The 18724-nt window shown below is 67.2% G+C and carries 19 protein-coding genes; 16 read left to right on the forward strand and 3 right to left on the reverse strand.

What is annotated here, in order from left to right; genetic code table 11:
• Nucleotides 1-89: 89 nt before the first annotated feature.
• The 13 genes from DD1DGNOD_RS11740 (at nt 90) to DD1DGNOD_RS11800 (ending at nt 12877) form a co-directional block, all read left to right on the forward strand.
• Nucleotides 90-1277, forward strand: coding sequence for a sugar ABC transporter substrate-binding protein (locus tag DD1DGNOD_RS11740; protein ID WP_241255665.1), 1188 nt, complete (start codon nt 90-92; stop codon nt 1275-1277).
• On the forward strand, nt 1274-2842 hold the full coding sequence (locus tag DD1DGNOD_RS11745) for a sugar ABC transporter ATP-binding protein (RefSeq protein WP_131767405.1): 1569 nt from the start codon (nt 1274-1276) through the stop codon (nt 2840-2842). The genes DD1DGNOD_RS11740 and DD1DGNOD_RS11745 overlap by 4 nt, the downstream gene beginning before the upstream one ends.
• Nucleotides 2839-3912, forward strand: a complete 1074-nt coding sequence (locus DD1DGNOD_RS11750) for an ABC transporter permease (RefSeq protein ID WP_131767406.1) — start codon at nt 2839-2841, stop codon at nt 3910-3912. The genes DD1DGNOD_RS11745 and DD1DGNOD_RS11750 overlap by 4 nt, the downstream gene beginning before the upstream one ends.
• A 60-nt stretch (nt 3913-3972) precedes the next feature.
• Nucleotides 3973-5610: a PEP-utilizing enzyme gene (locus tag DD1DGNOD_RS11755; RefSeq protein ID WP_206443111.1), complete on the forward strand. Its 1638-nt coding sequence runs from the start codon at nt 3973-3975 to the stop codon at nt 5608-5610.
• A 69-nt stretch (nt 5611-5679) separates the two neighbouring features.
• Complete coding sequence (locus DD1DGNOD_RS11760; RefSeq protein ID WP_131767407.1) at nt 5680-6576, forward strand: SDR family NAD(P)-dependent oxidoreductase; 897 nt, start codon at nt 5680-5682, stop codon at nt 6574-6576.
• Nucleotides 6577-6582: 6 nt separating this feature from the next.
• Complete coding sequence (locus tag DD1DGNOD_RS11765) at nt 6583-7749, forward strand: thiolase domain-containing protein (protein ID WP_131767408.1); 1167 nt, start codon at nt 6583-6585, stop codon at nt 7747-7749.
• Complete coding sequence (locus DD1DGNOD_RS11770) at nt 7746-8162, forward strand: Zn-ribbon domain-containing OB-fold protein (protein ID WP_131767409.1); 417 nt, start codon at nt 7746-7748, stop codon at nt 8160-8162. The genes DD1DGNOD_RS11765 and DD1DGNOD_RS11770 overlap by 4 nt, the downstream gene beginning before the upstream one ends.
• Nucleotides 8163-8164: 2 nt before the next feature.
• Complete coding sequence (locus tag DD1DGNOD_RS11775) at nt 8165-8596, forward strand: FAS1-like dehydratase domain-containing protein (protein WP_206443112.1); 432 nt, start codon at nt 8165-8167, stop codon at nt 8594-8596.
• Nucleotides 8580-9005, forward strand: a complete 426-nt coding sequence (locus tag DD1DGNOD_RS11780; protein WP_131767411.1) for a MaoC family dehydratase — start codon at nt 8580-8582, stop codon at nt 9003-9005. Before DD1DGNOD_RS11775 ends, DD1DGNOD_RS11780 begins: the two co-directional genes overlap by 17 nt.
• 57 nt (nt 9006-9062) lie before the next feature.
• On the forward strand, nt 9063-9446 hold the full coding sequence (locus DD1DGNOD_RS11785; RefSeq protein WP_131767412.1) for a nuclear transport factor 2 family protein: 384 nt from the start codon (nt 9063-9065) through the stop codon (nt 9444-9446).
• The gene (locus DD1DGNOD_RS11790) at nt 9443-10693 is read left to right on the forward strand and encodes an acetyl-CoA hydrolase/transferase family protein (RefSeq protein WP_131767413.1); all 1251 of its coding nucleotides are present in this window, start codon (nt 9443-9445) and stop codon (nt 10691-10693) included. The genes DD1DGNOD_RS11785 and DD1DGNOD_RS11790 overlap by 4 nt, the downstream gene beginning before the upstream one ends.
• Nucleotides 10690-11181, forward strand: a complete 492-nt coding sequence (locus tag DD1DGNOD_RS11795) for a MaoC family dehydratase (RefSeq protein ID WP_131767414.1) — start codon at nt 10690-10692, stop codon at nt 11179-11181. The genes DD1DGNOD_RS11790 and DD1DGNOD_RS11795 overlap by 4 nt, the downstream gene beginning before the upstream one ends.
• 91 nt (nt 11182-11272) lie before the next feature.
• Complete coding sequence (locus tag DD1DGNOD_RS11800) at nt 11273-12877, forward strand: GMC family oxidoreductase (RefSeq protein WP_131767415.1); 1605 nt, start codon at nt 11273-11275, stop codon at nt 12875-12877.
• A 250-nt stretch (nt 12878-13127) separates the two neighbouring features.
• On the opposite strand, the gene DD1DGNOD_RS11805 is transcribed toward DD1DGNOD_RS11800, so the two are convergent.
• From DD1DGNOD_RS11805 to DD1DGNOD_RS11815, 3 genes are read right to left on the reverse strand one after another with little or no spacing between them, the layout of a single operon-like run.
• Complete coding sequence (locus tag DD1DGNOD_RS11805; RefSeq protein WP_131767416.1) at nt 13128-13898, reverse strand: SDR family NAD(P)-dependent oxidoreductase; 771 nt, start codon at nt 13896-13898, stop codon at nt 13128-13130.
• A gap of 24 nt (nt 13899-13922) precedes the next feature.
• The gene (locus DD1DGNOD_RS11810) at nt 13923-14723 is read right to left on the reverse strand and encodes a crotonase/enoyl-CoA hydratase family protein (protein ID WP_131767417.1); all 801 of its coding nucleotides are present in this window, start codon (nt 14721-14723) and stop codon (nt 13923-13925) included.
• Between the two features lie 8 nt (nt 14724-14731).
• A complete protein-coding gene (locus DD1DGNOD_RS11815; RefSeq protein WP_131767418.1) occupies nt 14732-15865 on the reverse strand; it encodes a thiolase family protein in 1134 nt (377 codons plus the stop codon).
• A 113-nt stretch (nt 15866-15978) separates the two neighbouring features.
• Here DD1DGNOD_RS11815 and DD1DGNOD_RS11820 point away from each other — a divergent pair, with 113 nt between their 5' ends.
• The 3 genes from DD1DGNOD_RS11820 to DD1DGNOD_RS11830 form a co-directional block, all read left to right on the forward strand.
• On the forward strand, nt 15979-17334 hold the full coding sequence (locus DD1DGNOD_RS11820) for an FAD-dependent oxidoreductase (RefSeq protein ID WP_131767419.1): 1356 nt from the start codon (nt 15979-15981) through the stop codon (nt 17332-17334).
• Nucleotides 17335-17364: 30 nt separating this feature from the next.
• Nucleotides 17365-17874: a DoxX family protein gene (locus DD1DGNOD_RS11825; RefSeq protein ID WP_131767420.1), complete on the forward strand. Its 510-nt coding sequence runs from the start codon at nt 17365-17367 to the stop codon at nt 17872-17874.
• 97 nt (nt 17875-17971) lie between these two features.
• Nucleotides 17972-18724, forward strand: a 753-nt coding sequence (locus DD1DGNOD_RS11830) for an aldehyde dehydrogenase family protein (protein ID WP_131770113.1), incomplete at its 3' end; no start/stop codon positions are given.

Consider the following 18724-nt stretch of genomic DNA (forward strand, 5'->3'; position numbering starts at 1 on the left):
TCTGTGACGGCCGTCACATCCCTCACCTGCGGCCGGCCCAGCGCTGTGAACAGGCGACCGGCGCCGCCGGTCCAGGTAAGAGGAGCTCAATGTCCCACGTGTCCACGCCCGCACCGTTCTCGCGGCGCGGCGTCCTGCGTCCTGCAGCAGCAGCTGTTGCTGTCGGGACCTTTTTAGTTCTCGCCTTAGCCGGGTGCTCCAGCTCCGACGACGCCGGCAAGGATGCCGTCACCCCGACCGCGACGGGAAGCGCCTCCGCCGCGGTGGCGGCAGCCCAGGCAGAGGTGACGAAGCTGCTGCAGGCCCCGACGTCCATCGGGGTGACCGAGCCGTTGAAGAGCGCTCCGGCCAAGGGAGGCACGCTCGTCTTCCTCTCCTGCGAGAACGGCCTGTGCCAGGTGCTCGCCAAGGGTATGGGTACGGCGGCGAAGGCCGCAGGCCTCGAATACAAGAACCAGCCGATCAAGCTTGCAGACCCGGCGACGCTTATCGCTGGCATGCAGCAGGCTCTTGAGATGAACCCGAAGCCGGTGGGCGTGGCCTTCGCCGGCATACCGGAGGCCGTCTGGGGGAGCCAGGCCCCCGCGTTCCAGAAGGCCGGCGTGCCGCTCATTCCGATCGCCGTCGGTGAGACGACCGCGAGCCCGGTCGTCCCCGCAGGATCGCTTGACGGGCCCGCCGATGCTCGGGCCCAGGCGAGCGCGATCGCGAACTTCTTCATCGCGGACTCGCAGGGACGGGGCAAGTCGCTGATCGTGAACGTCCCGGACGTGGGCTCGCTCAAGATCGTGACAGACCAGTATGTGTCCACGGTCAAGTCGGGGTGCCCGGACTGCTCGGTGGGGACGGTAGACGTAACGCTGGCCCAGGTGGGCGGCGGACAGGTGGTGCCGGCGGTCGTGTCTGCGCTGCAGCGCAACCGGGACGTGAAGTATGTGGTCACGGTGCAGGGCGAATTCACGCAGGGCCTGCAAGCGGCGGTGAAGGCGGCGGGTCTTCCCGACGTCCAGCTGCTCGGCATCAACCCGGCCAAGTTCAACCAGCAGCAGGTGCAGACCGGCGAGGCGAAGGCGTTCACACTCCTGCCCTTCAACATCATGGCGTGGAAGGCCGTGGACGTTGCATTGCGCTATGCGCAGGGCATGTCCGTGGAACCGGGTGACGGTGCACTTCCGCTGCAGCTGCTCACCAAGGAGACGGTCGGGAGCCCGCAGGACTCGATCGACCGGCCCGAGGACTACGAGCAGCAGTTCAAGAAGCTGTGGAAGGTAGGGTGACCCCTCGCGAGGTGGTGGAGCGGGCCAACGGAGCTGGCCCGCTCCCACCCAGCCTCCTCGTACGCGGCCTCAGCAAGAGCTTCGGCCCGACACGCGCGCTCGCTGACGTCGACCTACGGGTCGACGCCGGCACCGTGCACGCCTTGCTGGGGGAGAACGGCTCGGGGAAGTCCACGCTCATCAAGACGCTCTCCGGCTACCACCATCCCGATCCGGGCGGCAGCGTGGAAGTCGGCGGTCAGCCGCTGCAGGTTGGCGTAGCCTCCTCTGCCTACAACCTCGGCTGCCGCTTCGTGCACCAGGACCTCGGCCTCGTGGACACCTGCAGCGTGGCGGACAACGTCGCACTGACCGCGGGGTTCCCTACGCGCTGCGGTGCAGTGCATCGCAAGACCCTGCGGCGGCGCACGGACGAGGCGCTTCAGCGTCTGGGCCTGGCGCTGGACCCCGATGCACTCGTGGGCGGCCTGGCTGCCGCCGAGCGCACCGGTGTGGCTGTCGCGAGGGCCCTCGCAGACGCCGACGTGACCGGCGTGCGCCTGCTGGTCCTCGACGAACCAACGGCCACCTTGCCGGACACCGAGGTCAAACAGCTGCTGGCGGTGGTGCGGGCAGTGGCTGCGAGCGGCGTCGGTGTCCTGTACGTCACTCACCACTTGGACGAGGTGTTCGAGGTCGCCGAAGACGTCAGCGTCCTGCGCGACGGCCGCAAGGTCGTGACCACCAAAGCAGGGGCCCTCACCAGGCGCGAGCTGGTGGAACACCTGGTGGGCGGCGAGCTCCAGGAGGTGAGCGCGGCGTCGGACTCGTTGTCCGCGGTGCACGGAGCTCCCGTGCTGCACGTTCAGGGGCTGTCGGCAGGCCCGCTGGTGACCGCGAACTTCACCGTCCGTCCGGGAGAGGTGGTCGGTGTCGCCGGTCTCACAGGCTCTGGACGGGAGACGCTGCTCCCGGCAATCTTCGGTGCCGTCCCGCGAAGCAGCGGTCGGGTCCAGGTCGGCGACGAGAGCTTGGCTCCCGGACGACCAGACCGTGCGATCGCTGCGGGGCTCACGCTGCTACCGGCTGATCGTGTTCGGCTAGGCGGTGTCATGTCGATGTCGGCGCGCGAAAACCTGACCCTGCCAGCCCTCCGGGCCCTCTGGCGCGCCCCGCGCTTGAGACGGCGACTCGAGGTCGCTCAAACCCGAACGTGGTTCGAGCGGCTCGACGTCCGGCCGCCCGGCGCAGTGGACGCTCCTCTCGGGTCGTTCAGCGGTGGCAACCAGCAGAAGGTGCTGTTCGGCAAGTGGCTCAGATGCGCCCCTCGGGTTCTCTTACTCGACGAGCCCACACAGGGTGTCGACATCGGCGCGAAGGCCGAGATCCACCGTCAGATCCTCTCGGCCGTGGAGGCGGGGGCGGCGGCTGTTGTGAGCTCCTCGGACTACGACGAGCTGGTTGCCCTGTGCCATCGCGTCCTGGTGCTCCGCGACGGACGGCTTGTGGCCGAGTTGTCGAATGGCGCGCTGACCGTGGCCGAAGTGGCCCGCGAGGCGTTGGGCTCCGAGGACCGGGCAGCATGAGCACCTCGCCGACCGCGCGTCCTCGGCCGAGCCTGGGCTTCGACCGCTTCTCCGGCCTGTACCTGTGGGCGCTCATCGTCATCGTCTTCGGAATCTGGGTGCCGGACCTGTTTCTCACAACGGGCACTCTGCACTCGGTGGCTGCGCAGCAGGCGATCGCGGCCATCGTGGCTCTCGCCGTCCTGGTGCCGCTCGCCACAGGGGCCTACGACCTCTCCGTCGGTGCGACCGTCAACCTCGCGGCCATCATCGTGACCGTCCTGCAGTCGGACAAGGGCTGGTCCATGTGGCCGGCCATCGCTGTCACGGTCGCCACCTGCTTCGTCATCGGCGCCGTCAACGGCTTCGTGGTCGTGGTGCTGCGCGTCAACTCCTTCATCGCCACCCTGGGGGCAGCTTCAATCATCACGGCACTTCAGTCGATCGTCTCTGGTCAGACACAACCGCTCCCGCCCACGAGCCGAGCCTGGAGTGACCTCACCCAACGCGAGGTGTTCGGCTTCCAGATCGTCGTCCTGTACATGCTCGTGGTGGCCGTCCTCCTATGGTGGGTGCTGTCGCAAACCCCGGTGGGACGCTACATCTACGCCGTCGGCGGGAACGCTGAGGCGGCTCGTCTGGCCGGCGTGCGGACGGGGACCTGGACATGGATCTCCCTCACGACGAGCGCGATGCTGTGCGGGGTTGCGGGTGTTCTGTACGCATCCCTGTCAGGACCGTCGCTGACGTTCGGCGGAGCGCTGCTGCTGCCAGCGTTCGCCGCAGTCTTCCTGGGGTCGACGCAGCTGCATCCGGGTCGCTTCAACGTGTGGGGGACGCTCATCGCCCTCTACGTCCTGGCCACGGGCATCAAGGGTCTCCAGCTCGTCACCGGCGTGCAGTGGCTGGCAGACCTCTTCAACGGTGTGGCCGTCATCACGGCTGTCGCCTTTGCGGTGTGGCGCCAGAGGAAGGCGCGCCCGAGGCGGGACGCGGCAGCCTCCCAACGGAGCAAGGGAACGGGAAGTGCGGAAATGGATGTTGGAGGCGTGACTCCGGCGTCCGGTCAGCAGCCTGCGGCCGTGCGCTAGCTGTTCGCGTGACTGGTGCCAGGACAGCACCGGGAGAGCGGCGACGAGAGGAATACGGCCATGATCATGGAGCTGGCTGTCGAGCAGTGGGATCCGCTCCACAGCCGCAGCGCGCCCCAGGCTTTCTGGAGTACCTCAAACTTCGGTGAGGCGATGCCGGGTGTGATGACGCCTCTGGGATGGACGTTCTGGGGTCCGACGGCGGAGCGCGCCACCCGGGCGGCGTTCGGAAGCATGGGTGCGCTGACACGGAAGGAGAGCGGTTTCCCCGCCGACGAGCAGGACCGTGTTTGCAGCGTCTTCTACGGCCGGGTGGCGGGCCGGGTGGACTTCCTGGTCGGGATCGGAGATCGCCTCCCCGGCACTTCAGGCGCGGCAGTGGCCGAGCAGGTGGTGGGTGCTATGCCGCCGGAGCTGACGAGCAGCCCGAGCCGTCGTCGGTGGCCGGTCATCGCCCTACGCTTTCCCTACAGCTTCGCGACCATCGGGCGCAAGGTGCGCAGGGCGAACGCTGAGACGCAGCAGTGGTGGCTGGAGAACGTCGGCAAGACGAAGGACCTCTCCCGTGCCGAGGCCACCCGGCAGTTTCACGAGGCCGCGCGGCGTTTCGAGCACAACGTGACCGTGCAGGGCATCCACGTCCTGTGCGCTACACAGCCGGTCTACGAGCAGCTCCGACGACTTGTCGAAGGCGCTGCTGTCGGGGAGGTGACGTCGTTTATGAGCGGGTACGGCGCACACGCGGAGAGCGCGATTGTGACCGACATGTGGGCCGCATCCCGGGACCGCCTGACCATCGAGGAGGTCGTGCGGCGACACGGCTTCCATGGGCCCCGCGAAGGTGAGATCTCGGGCCGTGTGTGGCGGGAGGACGACACCGCATTGCGCAAGCTCCTGGAGGGCTACCGCGCGCTGGACGAGACCGCCGACCCTGCGCGCATCGAAGGGCGGAAGCGACAGGCTCGCGAGGCGCTCGAGCGCAAGCTCCTGGCATCGTTGCCACGACACCGCCGCCCGGGCGCGCGTCTCATCCTCCGCCTGGCGGCCAATGTCATCCCGCTGCGGGGAGTCGGCAAGGCCGCGTTCCTGCAGTCCCTCGACATGGCACGTGCAGCTGCGCGACGCATCGGGGAGCACCTCGTCGACGAGAGCCTGCTCGACGATGTCGAGGACGTCTTCTACCTGACGACAGACGAGATCGTCACGCTTCCGCGCGATGCCCGTGAGCTGGTCGTCCGACGGCGTGAGCGCCGGGCCTACTACGAGACCCTGCAAATCCCGCCCGCGTGGCTGGGGCAGCCGACCGCCCTCGACGAACCCGAAGCGGGGGACACCGCGCCGATCGTCGACGTACTTGAGGGCGTCGGCGCCAGCCCCGGCACCGTCGAGGGGACGGTGCGCGTCGTGAGCGACCCCGATGACGCTGACGTCGAGCTGGGGGAGATCCTGGTCTCTCCGACGACCGATCCCAGCTGGGCCTCGATCATGTTCGTGTCCGGGGCCTTGGTCGTGGACATCGGCGGAGCCCTCAGCCACGCCGCGATCGTCGCGCGAGAGCTGGGTATTCCGTGCGTGGTCAACACCAGGATCGGGTCCCAGGTCCTGCGGACAGGCGACCTCGTGCGGGTGGACGGCGCGTCGGGGCGCGTGAAGGTTCTCAAACGCCTCGATGCCTGGCAGACCATAAATGAATCTTGATGTGTCTTGTCCTGATGTCTAACCAATGTTAGATTCGGATTGCTGGGACGACCTTCGGAGGGACAGCTGATGGGAACACTCGACGGGCGGGTGGCGATTGTGACGGGTGCCGGCGGCGGGATCGGCGGCTCCGTCGCACGACTGTTCGCGCGGGAGGGCGCGGCTGTCGTGGTGAATGACATCGGTGCTTCTCTGAACGGCTTGGAGAAGGACGGGAGTCCGGGTGAGGACCTCGTCAGGGAGATCCAGGACAGCGGAGGCACCGCCAAGGTGAATGGCGCGAACATCTCGGACCACGAGGCCGCCCGTGACCTCGTCGAGTCGACCATCGAGGAGTTCGGCAAGCTCGACGTGCTCGTGAACGTGGCGGGCATCCTGCGCGACCGGATGATCTTTAACATGGCCGAGGAAGAGTGGGACGCCGTCATCCGGGTCCACCTTAAGGGACACTTCAACACGATCCGCCCGGCCGCTTCCTACTGGCGAGGGCTCGGTGACGCGGCGGCCAACCACCGAATCATCAACTACACCTCTCGGGCGGGCCTGCACGGCGCTCCGGGCCAGCCCAACTACTCAGCCGCGAAGATGGGCATCGTGGGACTCACCTACTCGTGCGCAGTGGCCCTGAAGAAGTACGGCGTCACGACGAACGCCATCTCGCCGGCGGCTGCGACGCGCATGACGGACACGGCCAAGAAGTCGGGGGTCGACGGACCGGGAGCCGACAAGCTGTCCCCGGACAACATCGCTCCCATTGCTGCTTGGCTGGCTTCGGAGCAGTCGGCGTGGTGCAACGGTCACGTCATTCACGCGCGAGGTCTTGAGGTGTCCCTGTACAGCGACCCACAGCCACTGGTCACCGTAAGCGCAGAGGGCGAGGCCTGGGATCTGTCCACGATCGGCAAGCAGGTGGAACAGGCGTTCCGACCAATCACGGACGCCGCGCCGGCGAATCCCTTCGTCTGACCGGTTGTGACCATCCGACGCAAGGCCTTCATCGCTGGGGCCTACGAGCATCCTGGACGAGAGCTGCCCGACAGGTCCATCGCGCAGATCCATGCGGAGGTGGCTCTCGGGGCACTCTCTGACGCCGGTCTGACGTTGGCCGATGTCGACGGCTACTTCACCGGAGGGGACGCGCCGGGACTGGGTGGCCTCGCCATGGCGGACTATCTCGGCCTCTCGGTGCGCTACATGGACTCCTCCGACATGGGGGGCTCGGTTTACCTCAGCCACGTCGGGCATGCTGCTGCCGCGATCGCCACCGGGAAGTGCAGCGTCGCCCTCATCACCCTCGGCGGCCGACCGCGCACCACGGCGTTGCGCGCACCCGGTCAGCTGATGGGCGCTCCGCCCGAGGCGGCCTTCGAGCCCGTCTTCGGCATGAACGTCAGCGCGGTCTACGCGCTCGCTGCGGCGCGCCACATCCACGAGTACGGCACGACCAGCGAGCAGCTGGCCGAGATCAAGGTGGCCGCCTCGTTTCATGCGCAGCACAACGAGCGTGCACTGCTACGCAAGGTCGTCACCGTCGAGGACGTCGTGAACAGCCCGATGGTGAGCAGCCCGCTGCACCGGCTCGACTGCTGCGTCGTCACCGACGGGGGCGGCGCCCTCGTTCTCGTCAACGAGGACATCGCGAAGAGCCTGGACCGTCACTGCATCGCGGTCCTGGGGCACGGGGAGGCCATCGAGCACACGAAGGGCGGCTGGCAGGACGTGACGGTTACCGGAGGAGTCCGGTCCGGCCGCGATGCCTTCGAAGAGGCGGGCGTCAGCCGCAGCGACATCGACTACGTCGGGCTGTACGACTCGTTCACGATCACGGTTCTGCTGGCGCTCGAGGACCTCGGTTTCTGCGACAAGGGCGAGGGCGGCAAGTTCGTGCTCGGCGGAACCCTGCAGGCGCCGTTCGGCAAGCTGCCGTTCAACACCGACGGTGGTTCGCTCTGCAATAACCACCCCGCCAACCGAGGCGGCATGACGAAGATGATCGAGGCGGTCCGCCAGCTGCGCGGGGAGGCACACGCTGCCGTGCAGGTGCCTGACTGCGAGATCGCCCTGGCACACGGTACGGGTGGCTGGCTGTCCACGCGGATGGGCAATGCCACCGTCATCCTCAGCAGGGAGGACGTATGACAACGGGCGCGGGGCTGCCGGCCCCGATACCGGAAGTGCAGCCGGAGACAGCAGCGTTCTGGGAGGCGACCTCTCGCGGCGTGCTGCTCGTCCAGCGCTGTACGGCCTGTAGCACGTCCGTGTGGTACCCGCGTTTCCTGTGTTCGAACTGTCACAGTGGCGAGTTGGAGCAGGTCGAGGCTTCCGGGCGCGGAACGGTGTACAGCTTCACGCTGACGGCCCGAGGGATCCTCGAGTACAAGGATTGCGGTCCCTACGTGCTCGCCCTCGTCGAGCTCGAGGAGGGCCCGAAGATGCTCACCAACATCGTGGAGTGTGACCCCGAGATGCTCGCCATCGGACAGCCCGTGCAGGTGGTGTTTCACGACACGGGAGCTGGTTCGGCGTTGCCACGCTTTCGTCCGGCGGTTTGACGGTGGGACAGCGCTTCCCGGTGGAGGAGGGTCATGTCATGGCCTTCGCCCGCGCGGTTGGGGAGCCCATGCCCTCGCCTGAGCGGGTCGTGCCTCCCACTTTCACGGCGACCTCGATCCAGCATGATCCCGAGCACATGCGGGGCATGCGCCCCACGGGTGCGCTGGCTGTCGCTCCTGTGGGCGGTGGTGAGCTGCTCCACGCCGAGCAGCACTTTGAGTACTTGCTGCCCGTTCATCTCGGTGACGTTCTCGATGTGACGGAGGAGTACGGCAGGCGCTGGACCAAGAACAGCAAGCGCGGAGGCAAGCTGCTGTTCACCGAGCTCGTGAAGGAGCTGCGCAACCAGCACGGCGCGGTTGTCGTGCGGTCGCGGATGGTGCTGGTCGAAACTCCGCCGACGTCAGCGAGCGTCGATGAACGTCCTGCCTGAGGTCGGCCAGGTCCGCAGCATGGTCGTGTGCGCCGAAGTGACCAGAACGCAGATCGTGCAGTACGCCGGGGCGTCCGGCGACTTCAGCCCGTTGCACACCGACGAACCGGCGGCCAGGGCCGCGGGTAACGCGTCGATCATGGCGCACGGGATGATGACGATGGCTTTGAGTAGCCAAATTGTCACCTCATGGTTTGGCGCCGACTCGCTGCGCACATTCGGCGTCCGATTCACGGCGCCCGTGTGGCCGGGGGACCGGCTGACCACCACGGCCACCATTGCCGCGGTCGACACTCACGGTTCCTGCGTTCGGGTACGGATCACCCTGAAGACGACCAATGACGATGGCCTGCCGGTGCTGCACGGCGACGCCGTTGTGACGGTTGACTCTAATTCAAAACTAAAGTAGAAAAAAGAGGTGGCCGCACCCTGGGAACATCCGCACGCCGCAGCAGTTCGTAACCTCATGCGGGCCTTCACCGAACGCGACCGTCTCACGATCGAGGCACTCTTGGCGCCTGGCTGCGTGTGGCGGGTCCCCGGGAACAACGCGCTCGCCGGCGAGTACGTCGGACGTGCGGAAGTCATGGGCCTGTTCGGCATGGTGCGGCGGATCCTGGCCCAGCCGGCCGCCTTCGAAGTGATTGACATTGCGACGAGCGACGACCGGGCGATCGTCTTCCAGTACGGCGTCATCACGATCGGCGATCGCGTCCTGCGCATGAAGGAGTGCCTCATCTACCGTTTCGAAGCGGACTTGATCGTCGAGGTGGACGAGTTCCAATACGACCAGGCGGCCTTCGACGCCACCTTCGCCGTCGGCCTGACTGCGGGGAGCGGTCCCACGTGAAGACCCTTCCGCACCGCACCCCCCGCGAGGCCCTCGCGCGGGTACCCAACGGGAGCCACCTGGTGTCGGCTCCTGGCATGGGCGCCCCGACGACGCTGCTCGACGCCTTGGGTGAGGTAGCGCCTGGACGCGACTGGACGCTGTCATCGGGACTGCTCCTCAGCGGCTACCCGTTCGTCGCCGCCGTGACAGCGGGGGAGATGATCTACCGCACCTGGCACGTCATGCCTCCGATCCGCGACCTGGTCGCCGAAGGGGTCATCGGCTACGTCCCCGCTCGGGCCTCGCGTCTTGCAGCCCTGTTCGAGCGCTGGCGCGTCGGGGCTGCCCTCGTGCGGGTAAGCCCGCCGGACGCTCGAGGTCATTGCTCACTCGGGCCATCTGTCAGCTACGGGCTGGCGGCGCTGCGTACAGCACAGACCTTGATCGCTGAGGTCGATGCCAGCGTGCCCCGGACCCGTGGTGAGTCATGTGTGCACGTGTCGATCTTCGACTCGCTTGTCGAGTCCGTGACGCCGCTGCCGACCTACACATCCGCGAAGCCGGACGAGATCTCCACGGCGATCGCGAGGAACGTCCTGCGGCTGCTTCCCGGAAACCCCACGCTCCAGATAGGTATCGGCGCCATCCCCGAGACGCTCGTGCGCTCCCTGGCGTCGGCTGACCTGGGCGGCGTGCGTTTCGTCGGCATGGCGACAGACGAGATGGTGGACCTCTTTGCGGCGGGGGTGCTCAGTGCCGGCGACGTGCTGCCCACCCCTGCTGTGCTGAGCCCCGACATGATGGGCACGCAGAAGCTGCTCCGGTTCAGTGACGACAACCCTGCCATCGGAATGTATCCGTCGTCGGTCTCGCATGACGCCACCCGGCTGGGAGAGATCGAGCGCTTCGTGTCCATCAACACGGCGGTCGAAGTGGACCTGGCCGGGAACGTCAACAGCGAGACCGTTAATGGCCGTCAGATCTCCGGTACCGGAGGAAGTCTGGACTATGTGGACACTGCCACGCGGTCGCCTGGCGGCATGCGTATCATTGCTCTCCCGTCTGCCTCCTCCGGAGGAAAGGTGTCCCGGATCGCAGCGTCGGTTCGGACGGTCACCATCCCACGCACGATGGTCGACGTGATCGTGACCGAGCACGGGGTGGCTCGACTGGACGGCCGGACCACGCGCGAGCGGGGAGAGGCCCTCATCGCAATCGCACACCCTGACCACCGCGATGCACTCCGAGAGGCGGCCCTCTGGTGACCACCCACACGCGGCGAGGGCGCTACCTCGATGAGCTTGTGGTCGGCGACGTCTATGCGCATCGTCCGGGACGCACCGTCACCGACACCGACAACGTACTCTTCACGACCCTCACCATGAATACTCAGAGCCTCCACCTGGATGCCGACTATGCTTCGCGCACCGAATTCGGCAAGGTTCTCGTGAACAGCCTCTTCACGATGTCCACCGTCGTCGGTCTGAGCGTCGGCGACCTCACGGAGGGCACGACAGTGGCCAACCTCGGCTTCAGCGAGATCGTCTTTCCGGCCCCGGTATTCGTCGGGGACACGCTGTTCGCGGAGACCGAGGTCGTCTCCGTCCGGGAGTCGTCCTCTCGCCAGGGGCAGGGTGTCGTCGAGTTCGAACACCGGGGTCTCAACCACAGAGGCGAGCTCGTCTGTCGTGCCCGTCGCGTGGCACTCATGCTGGCGGCGCCCACTGGTGAGAGCCACGGCCAGACGCGTTGACGCATTCGAATCTGAGACAGATTATGTATGCGAGCGTCACCGAGACGTTGTTGGCCGCTCGCGGCCGAGGCATCAGGGGCTGGGAGCAGGCATGACGGACGAGACCTACGACTACGTCGTTGTCGGTGGCGGTTCTGCTGGCGCCGTCGTCGCCAGTCGCCTCGCGGAAGTGGGCGCCCACGTCCTGCTCCTCGAAGCCGGCAAGAACGATCGTCGTCGTTTGGAGATCCTGGTCCCCGCCGGCGTCGCGGTCGCCTACGAGAAGCACAACTGGAAATACCCTGCCGAGCCAGACCCTTCCCGCGGCAACCGCCCAGAGGCATGGATGGCGGGCAAGGTGATGGGCGGAGGCGGGTCGATCAACTCCTGCGTCTACGTCCGCGGCAACCGAGCCGACTACGACGGCTGGGCTGAGCTGGGCTGCAAGGGGTGGGACTACGAGTCCGTGCTGCCGGCCTTCAAGCGCATCGAGACCTGGGAAGGGGGCGAGAATTCCTTCCGCGGCGGCAGCGGTCCCGTCTCCGTAACCACGCAATGCAACCGAGGCCAGGCCAACATGGCCTTTGTCGAGGCGGCCAAGCAGGCCGGGTACCCCGAGACCGCGGACTACAACGGTGAAACGCAGGACGGCGTAGCTCTGGCGCAGGTCAACCACCGCCGCGGCACCCGATCCTCGTCCTCGCGTGAGTACGTCAAGCGCATCGCTCCGAAGGATCGGCTGACTGTGCGCACGCAGGCCACGGTGGCGCGCGTTCTGCTCGAGGGCAAGGTCGCCGTCGGCGTGGAGTACAAGCACAAGGGTGACGTGAGGCGGGCCCGAGCCCGGCAGGAGGTCGTACTCAGCGCTGGCACCATGGCAACGCCGAAGTTACTCATGCTCTCAGGCATCGGACCCTCTGCGCACCTGCATGAGCACGGCATCAACCTCGTGCACAACCTCCCCGGCGTCGGCTCGAACCTGCACGAGCATGCCTATCTCATGCAGCGTTATCACGCGAAGATCCATACTTTCAACAAGCCGAGGGTCGGCGACATACTCGGAGGCCTCAAGGATTACGTCCTGCACGGCACCGGCGTGCTCGCGCTCACGATGGTCCAGGTGCAGGTCATGGCCAAGACAGACCCCTCGCTGTCGGCGCCGGACGTGCAGCTGCAGTTCACCCCCATCGCCATCACGCGTGACGTCGACGACAACGGCATGTTCAACGTTCAGCCGGCCAAGCAGGAGGGTTTCCTCGCCTCTTCGACCTTTACTCACACCCGCTACCGCGGCCGAATCAGCCTGCGCAGCGCGGACCCGATGGAGCCGCCTCGGATCGAGATGCAGCTCCTCGGGCATCCCGATGACCTTCGCGACACGCTGCGGGGTCTACGACTGGTTGAGGAGGTGATGGAGCAGCCTGCCATGAGGGAGATCACCGCCGGGCGCTTCGCCCCCGAGTCGGAGTGTCGAACGGATGCGGACTGGGAGGCGTACGCGCGTGGCAATGTCGTCCCGTCCTACCACCCGGTAGGCAGCTGCAAGATGGGTGCCGATGGCGACGCGGTGGTCGACCCCGAGCTACGAGTGCACGGCATCGGTGGGCTGCGCGTGATCGACGCCTCGGTCATGCCGAAGGTGACCACGGGCAACACCAACGCACCGTCCATGATGATCGGTGAGCGCGGGGCAGATTTCCTGCTTGGCCGCTCTTGACCCGCACTGCTTGATGATGCTGGTCGAGCGGTCGTGCTGGCGACAGTCTTCCGTGGTACACGGCGCCGTCGGTACATCGCCATGATGTTGCGAGCCCGACGGCCTGGGGCATGCCGACCGGGGACAGGGCTGCGCGCCATGAGCGCCGATCAGTCAGCGACCGGCTGCGCGCCCCGAACAGGGGTGCTGACCCCACTGGGACAACAGCGGAGGCAGGCAGGCGAGGCAGCCGGTCGGTGAGGTTACCCGGTCACTTCGGCCCGAAGCGCTGGGCCCCATCAATGCGGATGGTCTCGCCGTTGATGTAATCGTTGCCGACGAGGAACGACACCAAATCCGCGTACTCGTCGGCGCGTCCCATGCGTTTGGGGAAGGGAACGGACTTTCCCCAGGTCTCGTGGGCGGTCCCCTCGTCCAGCTGAAAGGCGGGCGTGAAGAAGGTGCCGGGAGCGATGGTCACCACTCGGATCCCCACGGCAGCGAGGTCACGTGCCGCGACCAGCCCCAGCCCGACAACGCCGCCCTTGGCCGCGCTGTAGTCGCTCTGCCCGATCTGGCCTTCGAATGCTGCGATGCTGGCCGTGTTGACGACGAGACCCCGCGCACCGGAGTCGAGCGGCTCGAGTGCCGCCATGGCCGCTGCGACCTGCCGGAGAAGGTTGAACGTCCCTGACAGGTAGATACGGATCGTCCGATCGAAAAGCTCCTGTGGTATGGGTGCGCCACTCCGGTCCAGGATGCGCTGCTGAGCAACGGGTCCGGCGTGTGCGCAAACGGAGACGCGCAGTTCCCCAAGCTCCGACGCAGCCGCGATGGCCGACGTCACGGACTCTTCGTCCGTGACGTCGGTTCGCACGAAGACAGCGGCCTCGCCAAGGTCCTGAGCGAGTGCCTTCCCTCGCTCTTCCGCAAGGTCGGCGATCACCACCCGCGCGCCGTCGGCTACCAGCCGGCGTACCGTCGCCTCGCCGAGGCCGCCGGCCCCCCCGGAAACGAGCGCTGCCTTGCCACGGATCTCCACTGATGTCCTCTCGTCGATGGTGGTCTAGCGGGCCAGCCAGATCGGCGAGCGCTTCTCTGCGAAGGCTCGTGGACCTTCCTTGGCGTCTTCCGACAGCGCCAGTACCGCGAACTCCCGCTCGGTGAGCGCCCAGAGGCTGTCCTCGTCGTGCCGGGTGCCGTCCTCGGCGCCGTAGGCGATCCTCTTGCTGGCCTGGACAGCGAGCGGGGCGTTGGCGGCGATCTGCGCCGCTAGGCCCATCGCGGCGCCAAGGGCCCCTCCGGCCGGCACTACGCGGTTGATCAGACCCCAGCGCAACGCGTCTGTGGCACTCATCGGTTCACCTGTGAGGAGCAGCTCGAGGGCGACGCGGTGAGGGAGCTGTCGTGTCAGGCGGAACGCACCTCCCGCTCCGGCGACCAACCCCCGCTTCACTTCGGGGAGCCCGATCGTCGCCGTCTCGACAGCGACGACGAGGTCGCATGACAGCGCGAGTTCGGTCCCGCCACCGAGTGCGGCGCCGTTGACCGCGGCGATGGTGGGTTTGGACGTGAAGTGGTTGGCGAAACCGGCGATGCTCCAGTGCTCCCTACCGACCGGCAGGATGCGCTCGCCACGCATGATCGCCTTGAGGTCGGCGCCCGCGCTGAAGGCCTGGTCGCCCGCTCCGGTGAGCACGATCACGCGGACGTCCGGATCACTGTCTGCAGCCGCCACCGCGTTCCCCACCAGCAGGCAGACATCGTGGTCGACCGCGTTGCGGGCGTCGGGGCGGTTGAGCGTGATCACGACGACATGGTCGTGGCTGGAGACCAGCACTTTGCCGGGGTCGCTCACCTCGGGCATCGCGCTCCTCACAGCAGTTCGAAGATGGTCGCATTGGCTTGACCGCCGCCCTCGCACATGGTCTGCAAGCCGTAGCGGATGCGGTTGTCGCGCATGTGGTGCAGCAGTGTGGTCGCGATCCGGGCGCCGGACCCGCCGACCGGGTGCCCGAGCGCGATCGCGCCTCCGCGGGGGTTCACGATCGCGGCGTCCGTTCCGATCTCGGCCAGCCAGGCCAACGGCACCGAAGCGAAGGCTTCGTTGACCTCGAAAGCACCGATGTCATCCACCTTGAGGTGCGCACGCTTCAGCGCCTTGCGGGTGGCAGGGATCGGCCCCGTCAGCATGACGACCGGGTCGTCACCGATCACGACCGACGTGTGAACGCGCGCCAGTGGCTCCCAGCCGTGGTGGCGAGCGATCTCGCTGGTGGTCACGAGCAGGGCGGCCGCACCGTCGGTGATCTGGGACGAGTTGCCTGCTGTGACCACGCCCTCCTCCTTGAACGCCGTCCTGAGTGCTGCCAGAGCATCGAGCGTTCCACCGCGCCGGACGCCCTCATCCCGCTCCAAGCCACCTACCGCCACGATCTCCCCGTCGAACGCCCCGGCGTCCAAGGCGGCGGCGGCCCGGGCGTGGGACTCGAGCGCGTATCGGTCGAGGTCATTGCGGCTGAGCCCCCATCGCTCGGCGATGAGCTCCGCCCCGAGGCCCTGATGCGGCGTGGTGCCGAAGCGCTCCTGCCAACCCGTACCGCCGTACGGATCTCCCCCGATGGTGAACGCCAGGCCCATGGGGATGCGCGACATGGACTCCACGCCACCGGCGACGGCCACGTCGTAGTGCCCGGCGATCACCCCGGCCGCGGCGAAGCTGAGCGCCTGTTGCGAACTCCCGCAGGCACGGTCGACCGTCACACCTGGCACGTGCTCGGGCCAACCTGCCGACAACGCGGCTGTGCGGGCGATGTCTCCGGTTTGCTCGCCGACCTGCCCGACGCATCCCCAGACCACGTCGTCGACGAGTGCGGGGTCGAGATCGGCGCGTCCGGCGAGCTCGCGCAGCACCGTGGCGCTGAGGTCCGCCGGGTGCACATCGGCCAGCCCCCCTCCGCGCTTGCCCAGCGGCGTACGGACGGCTTCGACGACGACGGCGTCTCGCATACGGCTCCTTGCGGCACGGCCCCTCGGCTGCGGGGCTTGTTCTAGAGACAAATCTAAACCATAGTTGAATCGATGCTGCAAGGGTCTTTGGGCAGCGGAAAGGAGCTGAGGTGATGGGCAAGGTGCTCAGGGTGGCCGTCGTCGGCGCAGGGCCTGCCGGCCTCTACACCGCGGACGCCCTCCTGTTCCAGCGGGACGTGCCGGTCGAGGTCGACGTCTTCGATCGCCTACCCACCCCCTTCGGCCTGCTGCGCTATGGCGTGGCTCCTGATCACCTCAAGATGAAGTCGCTCACGAAGGTGCTACAACGCACCCTCGACGACGACCGGGTCCGCTTCTTCGGCAGTGTCGTTATCGGCAAGGACCTCACGGTGGAGGAACTCCGCGCCCGCTACCACGCCGTGGTCTATGCGTTCGGAGCATCCACGGACCGCGGGCTCGGCGTCCCAGGTGAAGCCCTCCCAGGCTCGGCCTCCGCCACGCACTTCGTGCACTGGTACTCGGGGCACCCTGACGTTCCCGCCGACACCTTCCGCCTCGACGCGGAGGCTGTGGCCGTCGTCGGCGTCGGGAACGTGGCCATTGATGTCACGCGAATGCTCCTGAAGGACGCCGGGGCCCTTCGCCGTACTGACATCCCCGACCCGGTGTTGGACGTTTTGGCAGCGAGCAAGGTCCGCGAGGTGCATCTGCTCGGTCGTCGCGGTCCGGCCCACGCGAGCTTCACGAGCAAGGAGCTCAGGGAACTCGGCAACCTCGAGGGTGTCGACGTCGTCGTCGACCCGGCACAGCTCGAGCTCGACGATGTCACCGCTGCACGCTGCGCCGACAACCCCGACGTGCAGCGCAACCTCACGATCCTCCGGGAGTGGTCCGGCCGCCCGAGGTCCGCAGCGGCCCGGTCGCTGCACATTCGGTTCTGGACGCGCCCTGTCGAGCTCAGGGGCGAGGGCGCCTTGCAGGCGGTCGTGCTGGAGGAGACGACTCTCTCCGGCGCTGGTGCCGTCGTCTCGACCGGGCGGCGCACCGAGATCCCGGTCCAACTGCTTCTCCGCTCGATTGGCTATCGCGGTGTGGCTGTCGCGGGTGTCCCGTTCGACGAGGAGCGCGGCACGGTTCCTTCCGTCGACGGGCGGGTGTCGCGCGACGGCGCGTCGCCTCCCGGTGAGTACGTTGCCGGCTGGATCGGGCGCGGCCCCGTCGGTGTCCTCGGCACGAACAAGTCCGATGCCGAGGTGGTCGTACAGCGGTTGCTCAGCGACGCAGCCTTTCTGACAGCCGGGTCGTCCCAGCTCTCCGACGTCACGACACTGCTTCGCGGGCGCAAGGTGGCGTTCGTCGACTGCTCCGGATGGGGTGCGATCGATGCGGCCGAGGTCGCCCGGGGGGCCGAGCGTGAGCGGCCGCGCGCGAAGATCGCCACATGGGCGGAACTGCTGGTGGCGGCACATTCGGCTGACGTCGTCTGAGTCTCGCGGACGAGACGGAAAGAAGGTCTGGTGGACGGAGTCGACCTTGCGGCACTGCTGTTCCGGACAACTCTGGGAGGGGTGATGCTCGCGCACGGGTGGAATCACCTGTTCGGGCCTGGTGGTGTTGACGGCACTGCTCGCTGGTTCGGCAGCATGGGCCTGCGCCCTCCACGGGTGCATGCGCTGGCCAGCGGCTCGATCGAGTTGGCGTCAGGTGCAGCGCTCCTTCTGGGCCTGTTGACGACGCTCTCGTGCGCAGCGGTGATCGGCGTGATGACGGTGGCATTCGTAACCGCACACCGGCGCAACGGGTTCTTCATCTTCAGGCCAGGCCAGGGCTGGGAGTACGTCGCGGTGCTCGCCGTCGTCACAGCGGCGCTGGGAGCCTTGGGGCCCGGTGAGGTGTCGGTGGACCAGCTGCTGGGGTTTGCTGACGAGCTGGACGGCGCGCTCGGCCTGCTCGTGTCGGCTGGGCTCGGGCTGGCCGGCGCCGCTGTGCTGCTGGCGGTCGCCTGGAGACCGGACCCACCTGCATGACCAGGTCAACCGTTGCACTAGTCGTTGAATGCAACTTAGGTTCTCGCCCGAGAAACGTGCTGGGGTCACGTCAGTGGCCTCACGGAGAAGGACTGTCATGACAGCGCAGGCACAAGAGCAGGCACAAGAGCAGGCCACGACGGGACCTGCCCTGATCGAGGTGCGCTGCCCCGCAGACGGGCGGCTCATCGCGTCGGTCCCCGATGAGGGTCCGGAAGGCGTAGCCGCAGCCGCAAGAAGGTTACGGGAGGCGCAGCCGGCATGGGAGGACCTGGGTCCTGATGGTCGCGCCAAGCACATGTTTCGCTTCCTCGACTGGATCCTTGACAACGAGAAGCACCTCGTCGGCCTCATGCAGGAGGAGACTGGCAAGTCCTGGGGTGACGCGGGCCTCGAGGTCGCCATGGCGGTGGACCTCATCAACTACTACGGCAAGCACGCCAAGGAATTCCTCGCCGACCGCAAGGTGAAGTCCTGGGGTGCTGCCGGTATGACGAAGAAGCTGAGGCTCTTCGCCCGTCCGTACCAGCTCGTCGGAATGCTCACCCCTTGGAACGGGCCACTGGGTGGCCCCATGCTCGACGGCGTACCCGCGCTCATGGCCGGTTGCGCAGTCTTGTTCAAGCCATCGGAGTTCACGCCTCTGACCTGGGCGGAAGCAACCCGCGGCTGGCTCGAGGAGGTACATGCCCCCCCGATCCTCGCGACTATCACAGGTGGACCCGAGACCGGAGCGGCGGTCGTGGAGGAAGTCGACATGGTCGCCTTCACGGGCTCCACCAGGACCGGCCGCAAGATCGCGGCAAGGGCTGGGGAGGGTCTGTTGCGTTATGGGAAAGCAGGACATGGC

The sequence above is a fragment of the Candidatus Protofrankia californiensis genome, from assembly GCF_900634765.1.
Taxonomy (GTDB): Bacteria; Actinomycetota; Actinomycetes; order Frankiales; family Frankiaceae; genus Protofrankia; species Protofrankia californiensis.